Genomic DNA, 21,665 nt, shown 5'->3' with positions numbered 1-21,665 from the left:
ACTAAGGGAGACGAAAAAACAGAATGGATATTTTACAGTTTACGCAATTTTTATAATATTTCCGGGCTTATTTTAGAGTAGGTATTGATTTTCAGTTATTTATTCACTACAACAATGTGTTTTTCCAGGAAAAATTCTTCCGGGAACAGTTTATAGATATTGGTCAGGCGGGGGCGCACGCCGCTATCCGCTATTTCCTCAGTCAGATCGCCGCCTTTCAGGCAGATCAGCCCTGGTTGCTGCTCATGGGCAGGGGCTTTCTTCAACACTGGTTTGCTCCAGCGCCACAGATCTTTTAAGGGAGCTACCGCACGGGACACCACAATGTCGAACTTACGGTCTTTAATGTCTTCCACACGTGTATGGGCGGAGGTAACGTTTTTCAGGCCCAGTGCTTCAGATACACCCTGTACCACCTTGATCTTTTTACCGATGGAATCCACCAGGTGGAACTTCACTTCCGGAAAGAAGATCGCCAGGGGAATACCGGGGAAGCCGCCACCGGTACCCAGGTCGAGTATTTGCATACCCGCCGGGAAATCGGCAATGGCCGCAATACTGAGAGAGTGCAGCACATGTTTCTCGTACAAGGCATCAATGTCTTTACGGGAGATCACATTGATCTTTTCATTCCATTCCTGGTACAAACCTGCCAACGCGTTAAATTGCTCTAATTGTGTGTCCGTAAAGTCTGAGAAGTATTTGAGTACGATATCCATGATGTAGTGATGGTCTGTAAATTGGTGCAAATGTAAAGAGGATGCGCCAATAAAAAACGGCTGCCTCTTTTGAGACAGCCGCTGGTATATCTTTAGTCCGTTACTACCACCTGTTCTTTGACTTGAACATCAGGGCAGGAGTGAGGATGATATAATAGAAAAGCATGAAGAAATCCATGAACAGGCTGAACTTGAAAAGGTCTGCCTCATCCAGCTTACGCATGGCCATGAAGGAGATGATGGATTGCAGCAGCAGCTTGCCTCCCAGGATGCTCAGCGTATACATGCGTAATGGTTCATAGAAGATACTTGCAAAAAGTAAAGGATAGAACAGAAAATGGGTCAGTGAGAACATCCCCAGCAACAGCTTGTGGCCGAAGCGGTAATGTTTACCGGTTGACATATGCCTGGTCTTCTGCTGGAACCATTTCTTCCAGGTCGTCTTAGGTTCTGAATAAGTGAATGCCTGTTTGTTGATCACCACTCCCACATTATGACGGTTGGCGGCTGCATTGACAAACAGATCATCATCGCCGGAGGCAATATGATGGTGTGCAGTAAAACCCTTGTGACGGTTGAACAGTTCACGTTTGTAAGCCAGGTTACGGCCTACGCCCATATATGTGATGCCGCTGAGGGCGAAAGAAAGGTATTGTAAAGCACTGAAATAGGTCTCATAACGGATCACCTTGTTCAGCAGGCCCGGTTTCTTCTCGTAAGGGCTGTAACCCAGTACGATCTCTTTACCATCAGTAAATCCCTGGCTCATCAGCGACAGCCAATAGGTGCTGGACGGTTTACAGTCAGCATCTGTCAGCAGTATATTTTCGTATTTGGCACTTCTGATGCCCATGGAGAGCGGGAATTTTTTTCCGGGGATGAACTTGGCGGCCTGTTTGATCTCGATATGGCGGTAATGAGGATATCCGGGTTCGATAGAGCGGAGGTAATACTTGGTGTCGTCTTCTGAATTATCATTGACTACGATCACCTCATATGCCGGCTTTTTCTTGTCGTGATACCGCTGTAACAACACCGACGGCAGATTCTTCTGGAGATTCAGCTCTTCATCTTTCGCACAGATGATAACAGAGCACTCCATATCGGGATCGATATCATTTTCGAAGGTACGGCGATAAAAAGCTACCCGGGAAAAGAAGAACAGGTAATACAATATTTGTATGGCTGCAACGGTAGCAAAAGCGTAAAAGGCTAATAAGCCCAAGTTATACAACATAGCAACAACAAATATATACGTTTTTAGTTATCTGTATGAGCCTGTGGAAAAAAAGATTTTTAAATGAGAATGAAGCGGTTATATTCTCCCGGAGCGTCAGCCGCTTTCCCGGCCCCGAATGAAGGTTTCTGCATAATTCCCCTTATTTTTGCCCCCTGAAAATGGCAGGAATAGCCTCAAGCAATCAGATACCGAGATGAATTTTGAACTGATAACAACAGACAGCAACAGTAAAGCCCGTGCCGGCGAGATCACTACAGGTCACGGGAAGATCGAAACGCCTATTTTTATGCCGGTAGGCACCGTAGGCAGTGTAAAGGCAGTGACGCAGGAACAGTTGCGTGAAGATGTGCAGGCTCAGATCATCCTGGGGAATACCTACCACCTGTACCTCCGTCCCGGAATGGATGTGCTGTCGCAGGCGGGCGGATTGCATAAATTTAACGGCTGGGACAGACCCCTGCTGACAGATAGTGGCGGTTACCAGGTATTTTCCCTGGCAGCAAACCGTAAAATAAAGGAGGAAGGTGTTGTATTCCAGTCACATATCGACGGTTCCCGTCACCTGTTCACACCTGAAAATGTAATGGACATCCAGCGGACAATCGGGGCCGATATTATTATGGCCTTTGATGAGTGCCCGCCATACCCTTCGGAATACCGGTATGCCAAAAAGTCCATGGAACTGACCCACCGCTGGCTGGACCGCTGTATCAAACGCCTGGCGGAAACACAACCCGTCTACGGTCATGAACAGACCCTATTCCCGATTGTACAGGGCAGCACCTATAAAGACCTGCGTACCATCTCTGCTACGGAGATCGCGGCAAGGGAATGTGCAGGTAATGCCATCGGCGGCCTGAGCGTAGGTGAGCCGGAACAGGATATGTATGAAATGTGTGGACTGGTGTGCGATATTCTGCCGGAACAGAAACCCCGTTACCTGATGGGAGTAGGTACTCCCTGGAATATCCTGGAGAATATAGCCCTGGGCGTGGACATGTTCGACTGTGTGATGCCCACCCGTAACGGACGTAATGGTATGCTGTTCACCTGGAACGGCGTAATAAACATCAAAAACAAGAAATGGGCGACCGATTTTACCCCGGTAGATGAAAACAGCGCCTGTTTTGCCAGCAACCGCTACAGCAAGGCCTACCTGCGCCATTTATTTGCGGCAGGGGAGATCCTGGGGATGCAGCTGGCCAGTATCCATAATATTGCTTTTTACCTGGAACTGGTAAAAGAAGCCAGGAAACAGATCCTGGCCGGTAATTACGCCAGCTGGAAAAATACTATGGTGCCTCAGTTGAAACAAAGACTTTAGATTTATATTATCTTGCCGTTATATGACAAAGATAGACTGGTACATCCTGCGTAAGTTCATAGGTACCTTTATTTACTCCCTCATGGTTCTCCTCATCATTTCCGTAGTGATAGACGTGACGGAGAAGATAGACGACTTCATGAATAACAACCTGTCTTTCTACACGATCGTAGTAGACTACTACTTCGGCTTTATCCCGCATATTGCCGCATTGTTGTTCCCGCTCTTTATTTTCATCTCTGTGATCTTCTTCACTTCCAAGATGGCTTACCGGACCGAGATCATCGCCATCCTGTGCAGTGGGGTCAGCTTCCGACGCTTTTTACGTCCTTACTGGGTAGGAGCGCTCCTTTTCGGAGGATTGTTGTGGCTGGGGAACAGGTGGACCGTACCTATTGCCAATAAGATCAGGACCAAGTTCGAAGCAACTTATGTGCATAAACAGAAGGCCCAGCAGAATATGTATGATAAGACCATCCGTGTGGATAGTTTTACCTATGTAACCTTCGGATCTTATGACCCTAACTATAAAAGCGGTGGTAACTTCCTGCTGGAAGATGTGCGTGGGCAAAACATCATGTTCAAGATGAAGGCCGACAGGGTAACCTGGGACTCTACCGCCGGGATGTGGAAACTGGACTATGTGACCATGCGCTCTATCAACGGGCTGAAAGAACACTGGTGGACAAAATCAGACACTTCGATCAAAATTGCCCTGAATCCCAAGGAAATGTACGAGGAAAAGAATATCCAGGAGGCCATGACCACTCCCGAACTGGACAGGTTCATTGCCAGGGAGGAGCTGAGAGGGGCCGAAGGACTAAATACATTCTACGTTGAAAAATACAGGCGTACGGCCTCCAGTGGGGCAGTGATCATCCTTACACTGATTGGTGGGATTATTGCTTCTAAAAAAGTAAGGGGAGGAAGCGGATTACACCTGGCTGTTGGAATAGTGATCAGCGCCAGCTACATTATCTTCCTGCAGTTTTCCACGGTATTTTCTATTAAAGCAGACCTCAACCCCTTGTTGGCAGTATGGATACCTAATTTCCTGTTTGGAGGGCTGGCCTTCTGGCTGTATCTGAGAGCGCCGAAATAGAAAATTTCACATTTCTTTAATTTATTGCTTTAACATTAATATTTACTTATTTGTATATTGGAAATCAGTTGTTTGAAAGTTATTGTATTAATGGTTACCTGTAATTCCATGATTATAAGCAGCTAAGTTTTCAACAAATCATTACTTTTGACAATTGATCCGATTTTTTGTTATCATTACCTAATCAACAGTTTAAAATGGGGTATATAAAAGAAAAATTCAAGGTAAAGGCCGATGAGCTCAATGCGGAAGTGAAGGACCTCGTGAAGAACCATGGCAATAAGAAGATAGAGGATGTTACATTGGCCCAGGTATACCAGGGGATGCGTGGCATAACTGGCTTGGTGACAGAAACATCATTACTGGACGCAAACGAAGGGATCCGTTTCCGTGGATATTCCATTCCGGAACTGAGGGAGAAAATGCCAAAAGTTAAAGGTGGCGCAGAGCCTTTGCCGGAAGGATTATTTTACCTGATGTTGATAGGAGAACTGCCAGCAGAAGCAGATGTGCAGCATCTCTCTAACCAGTGGGCACGTCGCTCTCATGTGCCTAACCACGTTTTTGCTGCTATTGATGCACTGCCGGTGACCACTCACCCAATGACCATGTTCACCGTAGGTGTAATGGCCATGCAGACAGAATCTGCTTTTGCGAAAGCATATGCAGAAGGCATGAATAAAAAAGATTACTGGAGCGTGATGTATGATGATGCAATGGACCTCATTGCACGTCTGCCACGTATTGCTGCATATATCTACCGTCGTAAATATAAAAACAACAACCATATACAGCCGAACGGTCTCCTGGACTGGGCCGGTAACTTTGCTCACATGCTGGGTTATGAAGATGAAGGCTTCAAAGAACTGATGCGTCTCTACATGACCATTCACGCTGACCACGAAGGTGGTAACGTAAGTGCACATACTACTCACCTGGTAGGTTCTGCACTGAGTGATGCTTACCTGTCATTTGCAGCAGGTATGAACGGTCTGGCTGGTCCGCTGCATGGTCTGGCTAACCAGGAAGTGATCAAGTGGATACTTGATATGCGTGAAGAACTGGGTGGTGGTATCCCTACCAAACAGCAGATCGAAGAATACGTACGTAAGACCCTGAATGAAGGTAAAGTAGTACCTGGTTATGGTCACGCTGTACTGCGTAAAACAGATCCGCGTTTCACCGCACAGATGGAGTTTGCAAAGAAACACCTGTCTGATGATGAACTGGTACGTATCGTATGGCTGGTGTATGAAACCGTGCCACCGATCCTGGAAAGTCTCGGTAAAATTAAGAACCCATGGCCTAACGTAGATGCACATTCTGGTGCATTGCTGGTACACTATGGCCTGGTAGAATATGAATTTTATACCGTATTGTTCGGCGTATCCCGTGCGCTGGGTGTACTGGCTTCCCTGTGCTGGGACCGTGCACTTGGTTTCTCTCTGGAAAGACCTAAATCCGTTACCACAGTATGGATGAAACAGTTCGTGGAAGGTAAGGTAGAAGCTGAGTAATCGCCACGTATCAATAATATTTCAAAAGGTAAACAGTGTATGCTGTTTACCTTTTATTTTTGTACCCTGTTTATTGAGAAAAGCCAGACCTTTAAAACACAAAATAGCATGTCCGCAGCCAGGAATATTCACCTGCCTGGGGAGCGCAGTCTATGGATTTTAAGAATGCCATATTATCCAATCCGATAGAGTATCTGAAGGGAGTAGGTCCCCAGCGGGGAGAACTGCTGCGTAAGGAAATAGGAGTACACACCTTCAGTGACCTGCTGTACTATTATCCTTTCCGCTATGTGGACCGCACAAAAGTGGAAAAGATCATCAGTCTGCATATGCAGATGGATTACGTGCAGATCCGCGGAAAGATCACCCGCCTGGAAGTGATAGGAGATAAGCGCGCCAAACGGCTGGTGGCCACCCTGCGGGATGACACCGGGGAGATCTCCCTGGTATGGTTCCAGGGCTGGCAATGGATGGAAAAGTCACTGCAGCTGCATGTGTCTTACCTGGTGTTCGGGAAGATCTCGGTATTCAATGGTTATCTGCAGATGTCCCATCCGGAAATGGACCTGGTGACAGAAGAGATAGCCAGCGGAAAACCATTCCTGGAACCGGTGTATTATACTACCGAAAAACTGAAAGCCCGGGGGCTGACGGCCAAAGCCATCGGTAAGCTCACAAAGGCGTTGCTGGAACAATTGTCTCCCGGGGAAATACCCGAAAATATCCCCCTGCCCGTCCTGCAGCAATACCGGCTGATGGACAGGGCAAAGGCCTATTTTAAGATACACCTGCCCGCCGGAGAGGATGATGCTAACCAGGCCCGCCGCAGGCTGAAATTTGAAGAGTTGTTCCTGGCCCAGATCAGGATCTGCCGGTTGAAGATCAGGAGGCAGCAGTTGTCGCACGGTTTTATCTTCAATACCGTCGGCGAAGCATTTAACACATTTTACAATCATCACCTGCCTTTCTCTCTCACAGGGGCGCAGAAACGTGTACTGAAGGAAATCCGTCAGGATACGACCACCGGCAGGCAAATGAACCGCCTCATACAGGGCGATGTGGGCAGCGGAAAAACAATGGTAGCCCTGCTTACGATGCTGCTGGCGGTAGATAACGGTTTCCAGGCCTGCCTGATGGCGCCCACCGAGATCCTGTCACAGCAACACTATAAAAGCATTGCCGGCCTGTTGGAAAACATGCCGGTGAAGGTGGCCCTGCTTACCGGGAATGTGAAAGGAAAAGCCCGTAAACAGATCCTCAAAGCGGTAGAAGAAGGAGAGATCCATCTGCTGATCGGCACCCATGCCCTGCTTGAAAACCAGGTCGTATTTAAGAACCTGGGAATGGCGATTGTTGATGAACAACATCGGTTTGGGGTAGCCCAGCGTGCCCGCCTGTGGGAGAAGAACGTCATACCACCGCATATACTTGTCATGACGGCAACTCCTATTCCCCGTACCCTGGCAATGACCGTATACGGAGACCTGGATGTGTCAGTCATTGATGAATTGCCACCCGGCCGTAAACCTATTACGACCGTACACCGCACAGAGTTCCAGCGCCCCCAGGTCATGGATTTTATCAAAGAGGAGATCCGGAAAGGCCGGCAGGCATACATCGTATATCCGTTGATTGAAGATTCCGAAACGCTGGATTATGAGAACCTGATGAAAGGGTATGAGGAAGTGAAAGCATTTTTCCCCGAGCCGCAATACTATATCAGTATGGTTCATGGGCGCCAGCCGGTGGAAATGAAGGATACCAACATGCAGCGTTTTGTAAAAGGTGATACGCAGATCATGGTAGCTACCACCGTCATAGAAGTGGGGGTGAACGTGCCTAATGCTTCCGTAATGGTCATTGAAAGCACCGAAAGGTTTGGTCTTTCCCAGCTGCACCAGTTACGCGGACGTGTGGGTAGAGGTGCGGAACAGTCTTTCTGTATCCTCATGACGGGCAACAAGGTAGGCGCTGATTCAAAAGAACGTATTCAGGTAATGGTACAGACAAATGACGGTTTCGTAATATCTGAAAAAGATATGGAACTGCGGGGGCCCGGCGACATTGAAGGTACCCGCCAGAGTGGGTTGCTTGACCTGAAACTGGCTGATATTGTGGAAGACAGGCCCATACTGGAAGCCGCCCGCGCCAGCGCGGAGAAAATACTACAGGAAGACCCGGACTTGTCAACGCCTGAAAATCAATCCTTACAGCGGTTTCTGGCCGCACAGCAAGGAAAATCTCAGTGGAGTAAAATTTCCTGAGTAACTTTTACGTTTATTATTTAAATGCGCCCCGGCAAGCTGGTATATTGACTTATTTTAAACTCCGGCCCGTTTCCGCCATCTATATTATATCCGCCGGCGTTCGTTGGGATGATACTACTAATTGAATTGGCGCTGTTCTTGCGGTAACAAATGTACCGCTGTCTGCGTTATTACGTATTATATAAGTGATAAAGAACTAGGAATAAACATTTTAAATCTACTCCGTTGAATTTTACTTTCCCTATAGGCTGCTTGGCTTTCCTTTTTTCGCTTTTTACAGGCGTAACGGCCAGTGCGCAGGTGCAGGTACAGGAAATCTATGACAACAAACCCCTGCAGTTTACTGAGAACAAAGGACAGTGGAACGGTGATTTCCTTTATAAAACTGACATGGGCGGAGGAGCTGCCTTCCTGAAACGTACAGGTTTTACATTCCTGCTACAGGACAAAAAACAACGTGACGAGCTGGCCGAAAGAATACATGGCCATGCACATGGTGGTAAGGACTCCGTTATATGGGTGCCCGATCCCAGCTACGCTGCCAACGCGAAGGCGGGAGTTGCAAATGCAGCTGCCCAAAAAGTGGATGGTGACGCCAGCGCCCCGCTGCCGCTCCCCGTGGTAAAAGGACACGCATATGAAGTGACCTTCCTGAATGCCGGAACACCCGAAATTGTTCCTGAAAAAGCGTCTGAAAGTTATACCAACTATTTCATCGGTAATGATCCTAAAAAATGGGCATCCGGTGTAAAGTCTTATCAACTCGTTAATTACAAAGCTTTATACCAGGGCATCGACATGCAGGTGTATTCAGAAGCAGGTGTACTGAAGTACGATCTCCTCGTACAACCCGGTGCTGATCCTTCCCAGATACAGTTGCAATACACCGGCGTGGATAAACTGGAGATCAAAAAGGAACAGCTGATCATTACAACGTCCGTGGGTACTGTTACAGAGCAGATGCCTTTTGCTTATCAGTACATCGACAATCAGCGTATACCCGTAAAAGTATCTTATGTGCTGAACGGTTTGAAACTGAAGTTTAAGGTATCTGGTAAATACGACAACAATTATCCGCTGATCATCGATCCTTCTTATATCTTTTCCACCGTATCCGGTTCCCAGGCTGATAACTGGGGTTTCACCGCTACATATGACGGTGCAGGCGCCTTTTATGGCGGCGGTATCGTATTCAATGTAGGATATCCTGTTACGCCAGGTGTTGTACAGAATACTTATGCTGAAGGTGGTTTTGACATTGGTATCAGTAAGTTTTCTCCGAATGGCCGTAACCTGGTATATGCCACTTACCTGGGGGGCGGCGGGAAGGAACAACCGCATAGCCTTTTTGTAGATCCTGCCGGGAACCTCGTGATCTCAGGAAGAACTACCTCCGGCAATTTTCCCGGTCCCGCTTCTAATAATGGTCAGCCGGTAGTAGTCGGCAACCGTGGCGGATGGGACATCTCGGTAACCAAACTCAATGCCACAGGTTCCGCCATCATCGGTTCTATCATTGTGGCAAGTCCTGCTGATGATGGCGTAAATATCCGTGAAGACAGGACGCTGGGCGCTTCTGTTCTGCTGCGTAACTATGGCGATGATGCCCGCAGCGAGGTGGTGATAGATAATACCGGTAATATCTACGTAGCCAGCTGTACCCGCTCAGATAAGTTCCCCGTTACATCCGGGGCATTTCAGACTTCTTTCGGAGGCACTCAGGATGGCGTGGTACTGAAAATAGATCAGAACTGTTCCAACCTGTTATGGGGCAGCTATATTGGCGGCAGCAAAGAAGATGCGGCTTATGTACTGGCGCTGAACGGCGGTACATTGTATGTTGCCGGCGGTACTGCCAGCAACAACTTCCCCATCAGGGGAAACCCTATCTATGGGGCTTACAGAGGCGGGATATGCGATGGTTTCATTGCACATATCAGTGCCGATGGCGCAACATTGTTACAGAGCACCTATATGGGCGCCAATACCGTGGCGGCCGACCAGGTATATGGTATCCAGCTGGATTCCAAGGGGTTTGTATACATCATGGGTACTACCGAAGGCACCTGGCCTACGCTACAGGCGCCTAATACAGCTACCTTCTACAATAACAACTCAAAACAATTTATCTCGAAACTGCAGCCAGACCTGTCAGCATTCGTATACTCCACTACCTTTGGCAAAGGGGCTTCCACGCCCAGTATTTCACCGGTGGCCTTTCTGGTAGACCGTTGCGAAAACGTGTACGTATCCGGATGGGGTGGAGGTATTGATATTGACCTGCATTATCCGAATTCCAATACATCGGGATTACCACTGAAGAATCCATTACAGCGTACTACCGATACCCAGGATTTTTACTTCTTCGTATTACAGCGTGATGCTACAGACATCCTGTTTGGCAGCTACTTTGGCGGTAATGGTACTTATGAGCACGTGGATGGTGGTACCAGCCGTTTCGATCGCAATGGCGTGATCTACCAGGGTATCTGTGCATGGTGTCCAACCAGCAGAACAGACTTCAGGCCGCGTTATCCGACTACGCCGGGTGCATATGCAACAACTGCGCCGCCTAACTGTAACCTGGGGGCATTGAAGATCGCCTTCAACCTGGATGGTGTAAAGGCTGGTATCAAAACGCTGGAAAGAAGAACGAATTACTGTGTACCAGCTACCATTACTTTCGTCGATACCACACGTATACCGGCACAGACCTGGACCTGGAACTTCGGAGATGGTTCCGCACCTGTAACCGGTACGCAGGATACTATTCAGCATACTTACAACAATCCGGGCAACTACAGGGTGACCCTCATCAAATGTGATCCTGCCAGCTGTAATGGTTGTGATACCGCTACACTGGATCTGCGTATCCGTACAGACAGGGCTGACTTTGATATGACGGCACAACGTCTCCCGCCATGCGAAGACTTGAATTACCAGTTTAATTTCACAGCGCCGACACCACCGAGACCTTTTACAGCTACTTCCTTTGAATTGAGTTTCGGTGATAATACAGCCCCTGTGGCAGTAGGACCGGGTGATTTCCCATATACACACCGCTACGCAGCAGAAGGTGTCTATAACGCAACATTGACACTGGTCGACACGAACTATTGTAACGCACCACATATCGATACCGTACCATTGCGCGTAGCACAGAATGTGAGGGCTTCATTCACGGCGCCCGACAGCACCTGTGTACCTGCTACTATTGATTTTGTGAATACAACTATGGGCGGTGAAACATTTACGTGGGACTTCGGTGATGGTAGTAATACTTCGACTGAAGTGAGTCCTGTACATGTATATCCCAATGCAGGTAGTTATACCGTATCATTGCATGTGGTGGATAACAATACCTGTAACAAAACAGATGACACCACCATGGTGATCAATGTATTCCCACCGCCAACAGCCGACTTTATTTATGCGCCAACGAAACCGGTAGAAAATACGCCTATCACATTCACCAACCAGTCCTCTCCGGATGCTGTCAGCTTCCTGTGGGAATTTGGTGACGGAGATGGTTCTCCGCAAACGAATCCGGTGCATCAGTACAATAAGACCGGCATATTTGATGTATATCTTATATCCTCAAACAGCGCGGGTTGTACGGATACGGCCCACAAGCAGGTGAGTGCTATCGTAATACCGCTGTTTGATATCCCATCCGCGTTCTCTCCGAACAGAGATGGTGTAAATGATGTATTCCTGGTAAAAGGATTTGGTATCGAAAAGTTTAATATGAAGATCTATAACCGCTGGGGCCAGATGGTGTTTGAAACAAATAGTGCATTGATAGGATGGGATGGAAGCTACAAGGGTGCAGTACAAGCGATGGACGCCTATGCATATGTGATCAACGTACAGTTTAGTGACGGTACCACAGCTACCAAGAATGGAAGCGTAACCTTGTTAAGATGATGATATGAAGCAGATTTTTAAACACATCGCAGGTTGTATAATGTTGTTAACCGCAGCATTTGAAGGAAGTGCACAGGATATGCATTTCTCACAGTACTTCAATTCACCGCTCCTTACAAACCCTGCAAATACAGGCTTCATTCCGGATGGTAATTACCGTATCGGCATCAATTACCGTAACCAGTGGGCCAGTATCCCGGTTCCCTATAAGACCATGTCGGCATTTGGAGACTTCCAGTTATTTCGCGACAGGCTTGAATACGGCTGGTTGGGTTTAGGAGGTGTAATATTAAGGGATGTGGCAGGCAGTGGTAACCTGACCTCCACCAAAGCATATGCATCTATCGCCTATCACCAGTTGCTGGGACAGAGCAGCCTGTTATCGCTGGGCTTCAACGTAGGATCTGCCAGTAAAAGAGTGGATGTGACAAAGCTGACTTTCGGCGATCAGTGGAATGGTAAGTTCTTTGACGCCCAGGTGCCTACTGCAGAGCCTTTCAATCAGACAAAGGTCTCCTACTTTGATATGCAGGTAGGGATGAACTATGCCTATTTCCCGACAGACAATATTTACCTTAATGTCGGCGTATCGGCGCAACATATCAATACACCGAGGGAAACATTTTTCGATGGAAATAATGAGATCGCACGCCGGTATATCGCTTTCCTGAATGGAAGCTTTAAGCTGAGTGACAGGGTGATAGCGAATCCTTCCGGCTATTATGCCAGGCAGGCACGTGCTACGGAGACTGTGGTTGGCGGAAACCTTGCCTACAACCTTTCCGGCGACGGAGGAACACAGTTGTATGGCGGCGCCTATTACCGTTTGAACGATGCGGCGGTATTCCTGGTGGGATATCAGCTGAACAGGGTGAAGATCATGTTCAGTTATGACGTAACCACATCGTCGCTGGGACAGTTTAATAACCGCCGTGGTGCTTATGAGATTGGTATTGTTTATACCGGATTGTATCCCAACCGCAGTTTTACAGGCGCCAGAAGGTCTGTTATTTGTCCTTCTTTTTAACAGGATGCTTTTTCCTATTTTTGTTACATGATCGATTTTGCGAAAGTAAATACCCGTCATCTCGAAGCTTTTCGTGAGATAGTAGGGGCAGCACATGTGATAGTTGACTCAGAAAGCCTGGACAACTACGCACATGATGAAACAGAAGATTTGCACTACCTCCCTGAGGTGGTGTTGAAACCTGATACTACAGAACAACTGAGCCGCATTATGCGGTTGTGCCAGCAGGAAGGTCTGCCGGTCACTCCCCGCGGCGGTGGTACAGGTCTGAGCGGTGGTGCATTACCTCAGTGGGGTGGTGTACTGATCTCTATGGAGCGGTTCAACCGGATCCTGGACCTGGACGAAAGAAACCTGCAGGTGACCACAGAACCCGGTGTGATCACCGAGGTATTGCAGGATGCCGTAAAAGAAAAAGGCTTATTCTATCCTCCCGACCCCAGCAGCAGAGGCTCCTGCTTTATCGGGGGGAATATTGCAGAGAACTCCGGAGGGCCTAAAGCTGTTAAATATGGGGTGGTGAAAGACTACGTACTGAACCTGGAAATGGTGCTTCCCTCCGGGGATGTGATCTGGACAGGGGCTAATGTGCTGAAAAATGCCACCGGCTACAACCTGACGCAGCTGGTAGTGGGCAGTGAGGGGACGCTGGGTATTGTTACCAAGATCGTGCTCCGCCTGATCCCATTGCCTAAGTTCAACCTGTTAATGCTGGTGCCTTTCCGGTCCGCTGAAAATGCCTGTGCTGCGGTAAGCGCTATCTTCCGTGCCGGCTTCACGCCTTCTGCCATGGAATTTATGGAGAGGGATGCGCTGGATTGGGTGAGTAAGTACGTGGACAGCAGCACTGTCAAAATAGAAGATGATGTGCAGGCCCACCTCCTGATAGAAGTGGATGGGAACTATTCCGAGGTACTGATGCAGGAAATGGAGGGGATTGCAGGTGTGGTGACAACATTCGATTGTGGAGAGATCCTCTTTGCAGAAGATCATCAGCAGAAAGAAGAACTCTGGAAATTACGCCGCCGGGTGGCAGAAGCGGTAAAGGCTAATTCTGTTTATAAAGAGGAAGATACCGTGGTGCCAAGGGCAGAACTGCCGGTATTGCTGAAAGGTGTAAAAGACATAGGACGTAAATATGGTTTCCATTCTGTGTGTTACGGACATGCTGGCGATGGCAACCTGCATGTGAATATCATCCGGGGAGAGCTGACGGAAGAGCAATGGAATGGAACACTGAAAGAAGGTATTCGCGAGATCTTCCTGCTGGTGAAACAACTGGGAGGAACCATCAGCGGAGAACATGGCATAGGCCTGGTACAGAAAAGTTATATGGATGTGATATTTGACAACACCTCAATGCAGCTGATGCGGCAGATCAAGCAGGTGTTCGATCCATCCAATATACTGAACAGGGGGAAGATTTTTGATTGATGATAAACCATTTAAAAGGACAGTAATATGAAACGTTTATTGTTGTGTTTTTTACTGCTGACAGCTGTACAACTGGTACATGCACAGTATTACAAAACAGATACAACCAGGAAGAAAGAATTTGATGCCTCCCGCCTCATTATTGGCGGTTCCCTTGGTCTGGCATTCGGAGATTATACTAATATCAATATATCCCCGATGGTGGGTTATCGTATTTCCCAGTTATTTGCAGCCGGTCTGGCCATCAATGCGCAATACGGGTCTGAGCGTTTCCGTGATTACTATGGTAATACCGGTCAGCGCAACCAGTACAGCATTTTTGGTGGTGGTGTATGGGGGCGTGTATATCCGATGGATTTCCTGTTTATACACATCCAGCCGGAATATAATCACATCAATCTGAAAAGCACGTACTACGATACTGATCCGAAAACGGTTGTCAAGGATAGTTATGGCGTAAGCAGCCTGCTGATGGGCGGTGGTTATACGCAGCCTATTGGCGGCAATGCAGCATTCAGTATTATGGCTTTGTATGATGTGTTGCAGGACAGCAAATCACCCTATCAGAATGGTCTGATATTGCGTGTGGGCGCAACCATCGGGCTGTAAGAAAGAAATTAGCTAATGAAGGGGATCAGGTACTAAAGGAAATCATATCCTTTAATACCTGATCCCTTGTCTTTTTTTCGCAGTTAGCGTGCGGTTAAAGTATGGGCCCGCAGTTTCCATCCCTGACCGTCTGCTACTTCGCTGATAGCCGGGCGTAACCAGGATACAGGATAGCGCGCATTGCGACAAGCTTCCCTGGTGCCTGCGTATTTATACAGTATGTTTTCCCGCGTAACCCGGCAGCATTAATTGTTAATTCCCAATTGTTTTTATCATGTTAGGAATTAACAAAGATTATCTGTATTTTAATTAAAAATTGGCCCCCCTCAAGGCCAATGAGGTGAAAACTAAACCACGTTATATGAAAACACTGTACTGTTTACTTGCCTGTACATGCAGGCAGCAGTTATTACACTACTACTAACTTGGAAAAGAAAAAAGCATTGAACGTTATGCGTTATGGCCAGCTATGGATAAAAATTATGTGGTATGTCAAACAACGGCAACTACATGTTCATAACGTGTTAAATGTTAAGCGGGTTTCTTTCAAGTTACCTGCTTCTTTTTAAGACTTGTTGTCTCACGGGCTTCAGCAATCTTTTGTAGTTGCGGCCATCCGTATACGCTCAATCCGAATGAAGGGGGACTGATCTGTGTCTTAAATGTCCTGCTGCTTTATATTTGCTGTCATATTCCCGGCAGTTTTTCAGTATTTTAGCCAATTATAGAACAAACAACTCTCAGTAATGAACGATCGTTTAATGCATTTGAAGGAGAGAGACTGGACAGAAACAAAAGCACATTCCAGCTGGCAGATATTCAAGATCATGGCCGAGTTCGTGGATGGCTTTGAATCTCTCGCAAAAATGGGCCCCTGTATCTCTATATTCGGTTCTGCACGTACTAAACCCGGAAGCAGGTACTATGAATTAGCACACGACATCGCCAAACGGCTGGCGGATGAAGGTTTTGGTATCATCACCGGTGGTGGTCCGGGTGTAATGGAAGCAGCCAACAGAGGGGCGCAGGAAGTAAATGGGAAATCAGTGGGTGTGAATATCTCACTGCCACATGAACAGAACCCCAACTCATACATTGACCATGACAAGAACATGCACTTTGACTACTTCTTTGTGCGTAAAGTGATGTTCACAAAATATTCCCAGGGCTTTGTTATGATGCCCGGAGGCTTCGGTACCATGGATGAATTCTTTGAAGTAGCCACCCTTATCCAGACCAAGAAAATGACAGAAACCCCGATGGTACTGGTTGGTAAGGAGTATTGGAGCGGGCTGCTGGAGTGGATCCGCAGCACTATGATGGAGAAGGAAAGCAATATTTCTCCGGAAGATCTGGGCCTGTTAAAGTTGTTTGATACAGCCGATGAAGTCGTGGAATATTTCAGGGTATTCTACACAACGAACAAGTTGCGCCCCAACTTCTAGGATTTATTGCCATATTTTTGCAAAAATTTACAACATGGATATAATTCCTGCTGCTGTAGAAGCGTTTGCAGAAAAGTATACAAGTCCTGAAACAGATGTGTTGAAGCGGTTACACCGGGAAACATACCTGAAGGTGGAACAGCCGCATATGTTAAGTGGCCAGCTGCAGGGACAGTTCCTGAGCCTGGTGAGCCATATGCTGCAACCAGCAAAGGTACTGGAGATCGGGACGTATACGGGTTACTCGGCTATATGCCTGGCGCAGGGACTAAAGGAGGGAGGTGTATTACACACCATCGACATCAACGAGGAAAGAGAAGAGATATGCCAGCGCTATTTCACAGAAGCAGGATTATCCGGAAAGATAAAAATGCATATCGGTAAGGCTGCAGATATTATAACCCGGCTGGATGAAGTATTTGACCTGGTATTTATCGATGCAGATAAAACAGGTTATGAGCACTACTATGATCTGGTCTGGGAGAAGATACGTCCGGGGGGATTTATACTGGCGGATAATGTACTCTTTCATGGAGAGACACTACTGGAACCATCAAGACAAAGTAACAATGCCAAAGCAATGATCAGTTTCTGCGAAAAGGTAGCAGCTGATGGCAGAGCGGAACAGTTATTGCTGACGCTCAGGGATGGCCTGATGATCATCAGAAAGATAAGCTGAGCCACTTACAACGAACCACACCCATTAAATTCAACATACATGCAACTAAGGAGATCTGTTTTAGTGTGTAGCTTCCTGTTTGGCTGCATGCCCATGCTGAAAGCACAACAATTGCTGATTACCCAGCAGTATATTGCAAAGTACAAGGATATCGCCATTACTGAAATGCAGCGTAGCGGTGTACCAGCATCCATCAAGCTGGCGCAGGGCATCCTGGAAACGCAGTCGGGTGGCAGCTGGCTGGTGCAAAACTCCAACAACCATTTCGGCATAAAATGTAAGAATAACTGGACTGGCGAAAGTGTCAGGTATGATGATGATGCCCGCCAGGAATGCTTCCGCAAATACCCTTCCGCAGCTGATTCCTATAAGGATCACTCAGACTTTCTGCGGAATAATCCCCGTTATGCATTCCTCTTCCAATTCCAGGAAGAAGACTATAAATCATGGGCCTATGGCCTGAAACAGGCCGGATATGCTACTAGTAATACTTATCCGCAGCAGCTCATCAAACTAATCGAAGACTACAACCTGCAGCAGTATACGCTGGAAGGAGAGGGCGTGACCAGGGCAGGAACCGGCAACGCCAAAACAGGAGATGAAGTGGTGGCGTCCAAACCAGTTAAAACGCCTGTTGCAGGCACTGGTAAATCATCCGGTATCACCAAAGCCAATGCGCCTAAAGGCGTGTTCCAGATCAATGACCGTAAGGTCATACTGGTACCTGCGGGCACCTCATTGATACAGATAGCCGATCAGCGGGATATCAAACTACGTAACCTGGTTCACTATAATGACCTGCCGAACGATGATCCATTACCGAAAGAAACTTTCATCTTCCTGCAGAAGAAGGGCAAATCAGGTAAGAATGACTACCATACAGTGGCTGCCGGAGAGACGATGTATGACATTGCCCAGTCGGAAGGTATCCAGCTCCGCTGGTTACGCCGTCGTAATAAAATGAAGGAAGGCCAGGAACCCGAAGTAGGGGAGCGGCTGGCGCTGGCAGGTTATGCTAATAAAACGCCCGGCCTCGCGAAAAATGCGCCGGTAGAAGATCCTACAGAAGGGGATCTTAATCCCGGACAGATCGTGGAAGATGTCAGAACAGAAATGGAAAGACAACAGGAAATAGCGGAGCAGAATGCTGCACAGCAACAACAGAGCAATGCACCGGCCCAGCAGAATAATCTGCCTCCGGGTATGGTGGATGACCTGAAGAAGATAGGGGAGGTGAAGCCTACAGGTGGTGGCGCCGCGCAGAGTACTCCTGCAGCATCAAAACCTGCTACACCGCCGGCATCTTCGCAACCTGTGTATTCTTCCAAACCAGCTACTACGCAGCCATCAGGTACACAGCCAGCAGCACCGGCGCAATCAGCGCCAGCGTCTTCGCAACCTGTATACTCTTCCAAACCAGCACCCGCTACTACGCAGCCATCAGGTACACAGCCAGCAGCACCGGCGCAATCAGCGCCAGCGTCTTCGCAACCTGTATACTCTTCCAAACCAGCACCCGCTACTACACAGCCATCAGGTACCCAACCAGCAGCACCGGCGCAACCAGCGCCTGCATCTGAGGAACCAGCGGCGCCTGTAGTAACAACATCTCCTGCGCAACCTGCAGGGGCGCCGTCTCAACCTGCTGACGCTTCAGCAGGAAAGGGAGGCCCTATCAGGGACGGCAACTCATTATATCACGAAGTACAGACGAAAGAAACACTGTATGCCATTGCGAAACGTTACAACGTAACGGTAGAGCAGTTACAGCAATGGAATCATCTGGAAAATTTTGACATCAAAATAGGACAACGGCTTTTGGTCGGTAAAATCTAATCACATAAATCGGAATCGCATGTCTGTTATCCAGGTACATGATAAAAAGTTTGAGCCATACATCAGTGCTGAAAAATTACAGGAGCGCATAAAGGAACTGGCTACTGCACTCAATAATGATCTGAAAGGAGAAAAGCCTTTATTCATCGCTATTCTGAATGGCTCCTTTATGTTTGCTGCAGATATTTTCAAGTACCTCACCATTGAGGCTGAAATATCTTTCATCAAACTGGCCTCTTACAAGGGGATGAAATCCACCGGTAATGTAGTGCAGGCCATTGGTCTCGACGAAGACCTCTATGGCCGTACAGTGGTTATCCTGGAAGACATCGTGGATACCGGCAAGACCCTGAGCCAGTTCCTGCCACAGCTGGAACATCAGCAGCCTAAAAAACTAATGGTCGCAGCCCTGCTTACTAAGCCAGAGGCAATGCAGTATCCGATTAAGATTGATTATCTCGGTTTTTCAGTTCCCAATAAATTCCTGCTGGGTTATGGATTGGATTATGATGGTCTGGGACGGAACCTGCCGGAGATATATAAACTGGTGGAATAATAGAACGTAATTATATGGCCCCGGGTAATGCAATCGCATGTCCCGGGGTTATTTGTATCCGGGCATTACCCCGTGGTTTGTAACTGGCCGTCATCCTGCATTGATCATATTGGATCTCTCCCCACGTCTCCCATCATAATCATCCCTATCCCACAATTCCCCCCTTTCTTTTTCCAATTTTATTATATTTATGTATAACTGATGCAAAACTGATGCAAAGGCTCCTTATGCTGCTTACCAGCTTAATTATCCTTGTACCTGGGAGAGCTCAGAAGATATGGATTTCAGGGGCAGTAGAAGACAGCATCTCCCACAGTCCGCTGCAGGGAGTGATCGTCACAGTAAACAATGATACCGCCAGGGTAATTACGAACCAGTACGGACTTTTTCGCATTGCGGTGCCCTCTCAGGACGCGATACTTTTATTTCAACATGACAAATACTTCCCGAAACGCTTGTCTGCGGGAGCATACAGTCGTATGCTTGTTCAGTTGAGCAGTAAGGACGAGGTCCAGGATGATGTGGTAAAAAAGGCCAAAGCCATCGCCCGGGAACGCTCTTCCAATGGCTCTAATCCCAACTATGGCAATTCCGCTATGGGAACACGTGCCTTCTTTGATGAAACCTATGGGACCCTGTATGAGAATAAGTTCGTCGAAACGGATATAAGGAACACCTCTATGTTCGCTGTAGACGTGGATAGGGCAGCATACAGCAATATCCGGCGTTTTGTAAAGCTAAAAGAAAAGATCCCCGTCAATGCAGTACGCATAGAGGAGATGATGAACTACTTCCATTATCATTATCCATTACCACCTCCTGGCCAGACATTGAAGATTTACAGTAATTATGCTACCTGTCCCTGGGCACCCGACCACCGCTTATTACAGATAGCAGTCCGGGGGAAAGCTGTCAACCTGGATAGCCTGCCTCCCAGCAACCTCGTTTTCCTGATAGATGTATCCGGATCTATGGCCCTGCCGAATAAGCTACCGCTGTTACAGGCGGCCTTCCGTATCCTGGTCAATAACCTGCGCAGCAATGACCATGTGGCGATTGTGGCGTACGCCGGTACGCCGGGTATTATACTGCCCAGTACTCCCGGAGATCAGAAAACGAAGATCCTGAATGCGATAGACTATCTCAGTGCCGGAGGGGCCACAGCCGGGGAGGCCGCCATTAAGCTGGCGTACAAGATAGCGGGAGAGAATTTCATCAGGGAGGGGAACAACCGCGTGATCATGGCGACAGATGGCGACTTTAATGTTGGCCAGACCAGTGATTATGATATGGAGCAGCTGATACTGGGTAAAAAAGAGACGGGGGTACTGCTCACCTGCCTGGGTTTTGGTATGAAAAACTACAAGGATTCCAAATTAGAGACTTTGTCCAGTAAAGGGAATGGCAATTTCGCTTATATAGACAACCTCGAAGAAGCCAATAAAATCTTTGCCCGGGAGTTTGGCGGTACCCTGTTTACCGTGGCAAAAGACGTGCAGGCTGATGTGCTCTTTAACCCGCGCACAGTGAAATCTTACCGGTTGATAGGTTATGAAAACAAAGTAATCAGCGATGAAGATTCGGCTACCGATAAGATATCCGGTGGGATCATCGGGTCAGGTCATTGTGCGGTAGTCATGTATGAGATCGTTCCACAAGATGGAAAAATGGAAAAGGACAGCTTCCTGGCCACCATTCAGTTAGGATACCGGGAAGCGGTGGATACCACCATGAAATACCTGTATTATAAAGTGCCGGGAGAGCTGACCCAGTTCCGGGATGCCTCCGGCGATTTCAGGTTTGCCAGTGCAGTGGCGCTGACAGGATTGTTGCTCAGAAAATCTGCCTATAAAGGAAATGGTACCTGCAATATGGTACTGGACATCGCAAAACGGTCGCTGGACGATGATCCGGGCGGTTATCGCAGGGAATTCATCGTCCTGTTGAAAGAGCTGAAGAAATCTAAGAAAATAGAAGATTAAG

The 21,665-nt window shown here is 47.7% G+C and carries 15 protein-coding genes; 13 read left to right on the top strand and 2 right to left on the bottom strand.

The features are described from left to right. Positions 1-95: 95 nt before the first annotated feature. Both rsmG and F3I09_RS02435 read right to left on the bottom strand, forming a co-directional pair. Complete coding sequence (gene rsmG, locus F3I09_RS02440; RefSeq protein WP_149693445.1) at positions 96-719, bottom strand: 16S rRNA (guanine(527)-N(7))-methyltransferase RsmG; 624 nt, start codon at positions 717-719, stop codon at positions 96-98. 103 nt (positions 720-822) lie between these two features. Beyond that, entirely contained in the window at positions 823-1,956 is a 1,134-nt protein-coding gene (locus tag F3I09_RS02435) for a glycosyltransferase (protein WP_149693444.1), read from the bottom strand. Positions 1,957-2,152: 196 nt separating this feature from the next. On the opposite strand from F3I09_RS02435, the gene tgt reads away from it, so the two are divergent. The 13 genes from tgt to F3I09_RS02370 all read left to right on the top strand — a co-directional run bounded on the left by tgt (position 2,153) and on the right by F3I09_RS02370 (position 21,664). Beyond that, on the top strand, positions 2,153-3,283 hold the full coding sequence (gene tgt, locus F3I09_RS02430; protein ID WP_149693443.1) for a tRNA guanosine(34) transglycosylase Tgt: 1,131 nt from the start codon (positions 2,153-2,155) through the stop codon (positions 3,281-3,283). A gap of 22 nt (positions 3,284-3,305) precedes the next feature. Continuing rightward, the gene (locus F3I09_RS02425) at positions 3,306-4,385 is read left to right on the top strand and encodes an LptF/LptG family permease (protein WP_149693442.1); all 1,080 of its coding nucleotides are present in this window, start codon (positions 3,306-3,308) and stop codon (positions 4,383-4,385) included. 197 nt (positions 4,386-4,582) lie between these two features. After that, the gene (locus F3I09_RS02420) at positions 4,583-5,902 is read left to right on the top strand and encodes a citrate (Si)-synthase, eukaryotic (protein ID WP_149693441.1); all 1,320 of its coding nucleotides are present in this window, start codon (positions 4,583-4,585) and stop codon (positions 5,900-5,902) included. A 152-nt stretch (positions 5,903-6,054) separates the two neighbouring features. Further along, positions 6,055-8,166 (top strand): ATP-dependent DNA helicase RecG, encoded by a 2,112-nt coding sequence (gene recG, locus F3I09_RS02415; protein WP_149693440.1) that lies wholly within the window; start codon positions 6,055-6,057, stop codon positions 8,164-8,166. A gap of 228 nt (positions 8,167-8,394) precedes the next feature. Continuing rightward, positions 8,395-12,096, top strand: a complete 3,702-nt coding sequence (locus tag F3I09_RS02410; protein WP_188133654.1) for a PKD domain-containing protein — start codon at positions 8,395-8,397, stop codon at positions 12,094-12,096. Positions 12,097-12,100: 4 nt separating this feature from the next. Further along, positions 12,101-13,123 carry a PorP/SprF family type IX secretion system membrane protein gene (locus F3I09_RS02405; RefSeq protein WP_149693438.1) on the top strand — a complete coding sequence of 341 codons (1,023 nt, stop codon included), beginning with the start codon at positions 12,101-12,103 and terminating at the stop codon, positions 13,121-13,123. 27 nt (positions 13,124-13,150) lie between these two features. Beyond that, positions 13,151-14,557: an FAD-binding oxidoreductase gene (locus F3I09_RS02400; protein WP_149693437.1), complete on the top strand. Its 1,407-nt coding sequence runs from the start codon at positions 13,151-13,153 to the stop codon at positions 14,555-14,557. Between the two features lie 27 nt (positions 14,558-14,584). Then, a complete protein-coding gene (locus tag F3I09_RS02395) occupies positions 14,585-15,166 on the top strand; it encodes a hypothetical protein (RefSeq protein WP_149693436.1) in 582 nt (193 codons plus the stop codon). 746 nt (positions 15,167-15,912) lie between these two features. Next, positions 15,913-16,611 carry a TIGR00730 family Rossman fold protein gene (locus F3I09_RS02390; protein ID WP_223233107.1) on the top strand — a complete coding sequence of 233 codons (699 nt, stop codon included), beginning with the start codon at positions 15,913-15,915 and terminating at the stop codon, positions 16,609-16,611. 34 nt (positions 16,612-16,645) lie between these two features. Then, entirely contained in the window at positions 16,646-17,290 is a 645-nt protein-coding gene (locus F3I09_RS02385) for an O-methyltransferase (protein ID WP_149693435.1), read from the top strand. Between the two features lie 39 nt (positions 17,291-17,329). Beyond that, positions 17,330-19,126, top strand: coding sequence for a glucosaminidase domain-containing protein (locus F3I09_RS02380; RefSeq protein WP_149693434.1), 1,797 nt, complete (start codon positions 17,330-17,332; stop codon positions 19,124-19,126). A 19-nt stretch (positions 19,127-19,145) separates the two neighbouring features. Next, positions 19,146-19,682: a hypoxanthine phosphoribosyltransferase gene (gene hpt / locus F3I09_RS02375; protein WP_149693433.1), complete on the top strand. Its 537-nt coding sequence runs from the start codon at positions 19,146-19,148 to the stop codon at positions 19,680-19,682. A 212-nt stretch (positions 19,683-19,894) separates the two neighbouring features. Then, positions 19,895-21,664, top strand: a complete 1,770-nt coding sequence (locus F3I09_RS02370; protein WP_149693432.1) for a von Willebrand factor type A domain-containing protein — start codon at positions 19,895-19,897, stop codon at positions 21,662-21,664. The last annotated feature ends 1 nt before the right edge of the window (position 21,665 follow it).

The sequence above is a fragment of the Chitinophaga sp. CF418 genome, assembly GCF_900142925.1.
Lineage (GTDB): Bacteria > Bacteroidota > Bacteroidia > Chitinophagales > Chitinophagaceae > Chitinophaga.
The sequence above is the reverse complement of the archived record's forward strand: the minus strand, read 5'-3'. Positions and strand labels throughout refer to the sequence as shown.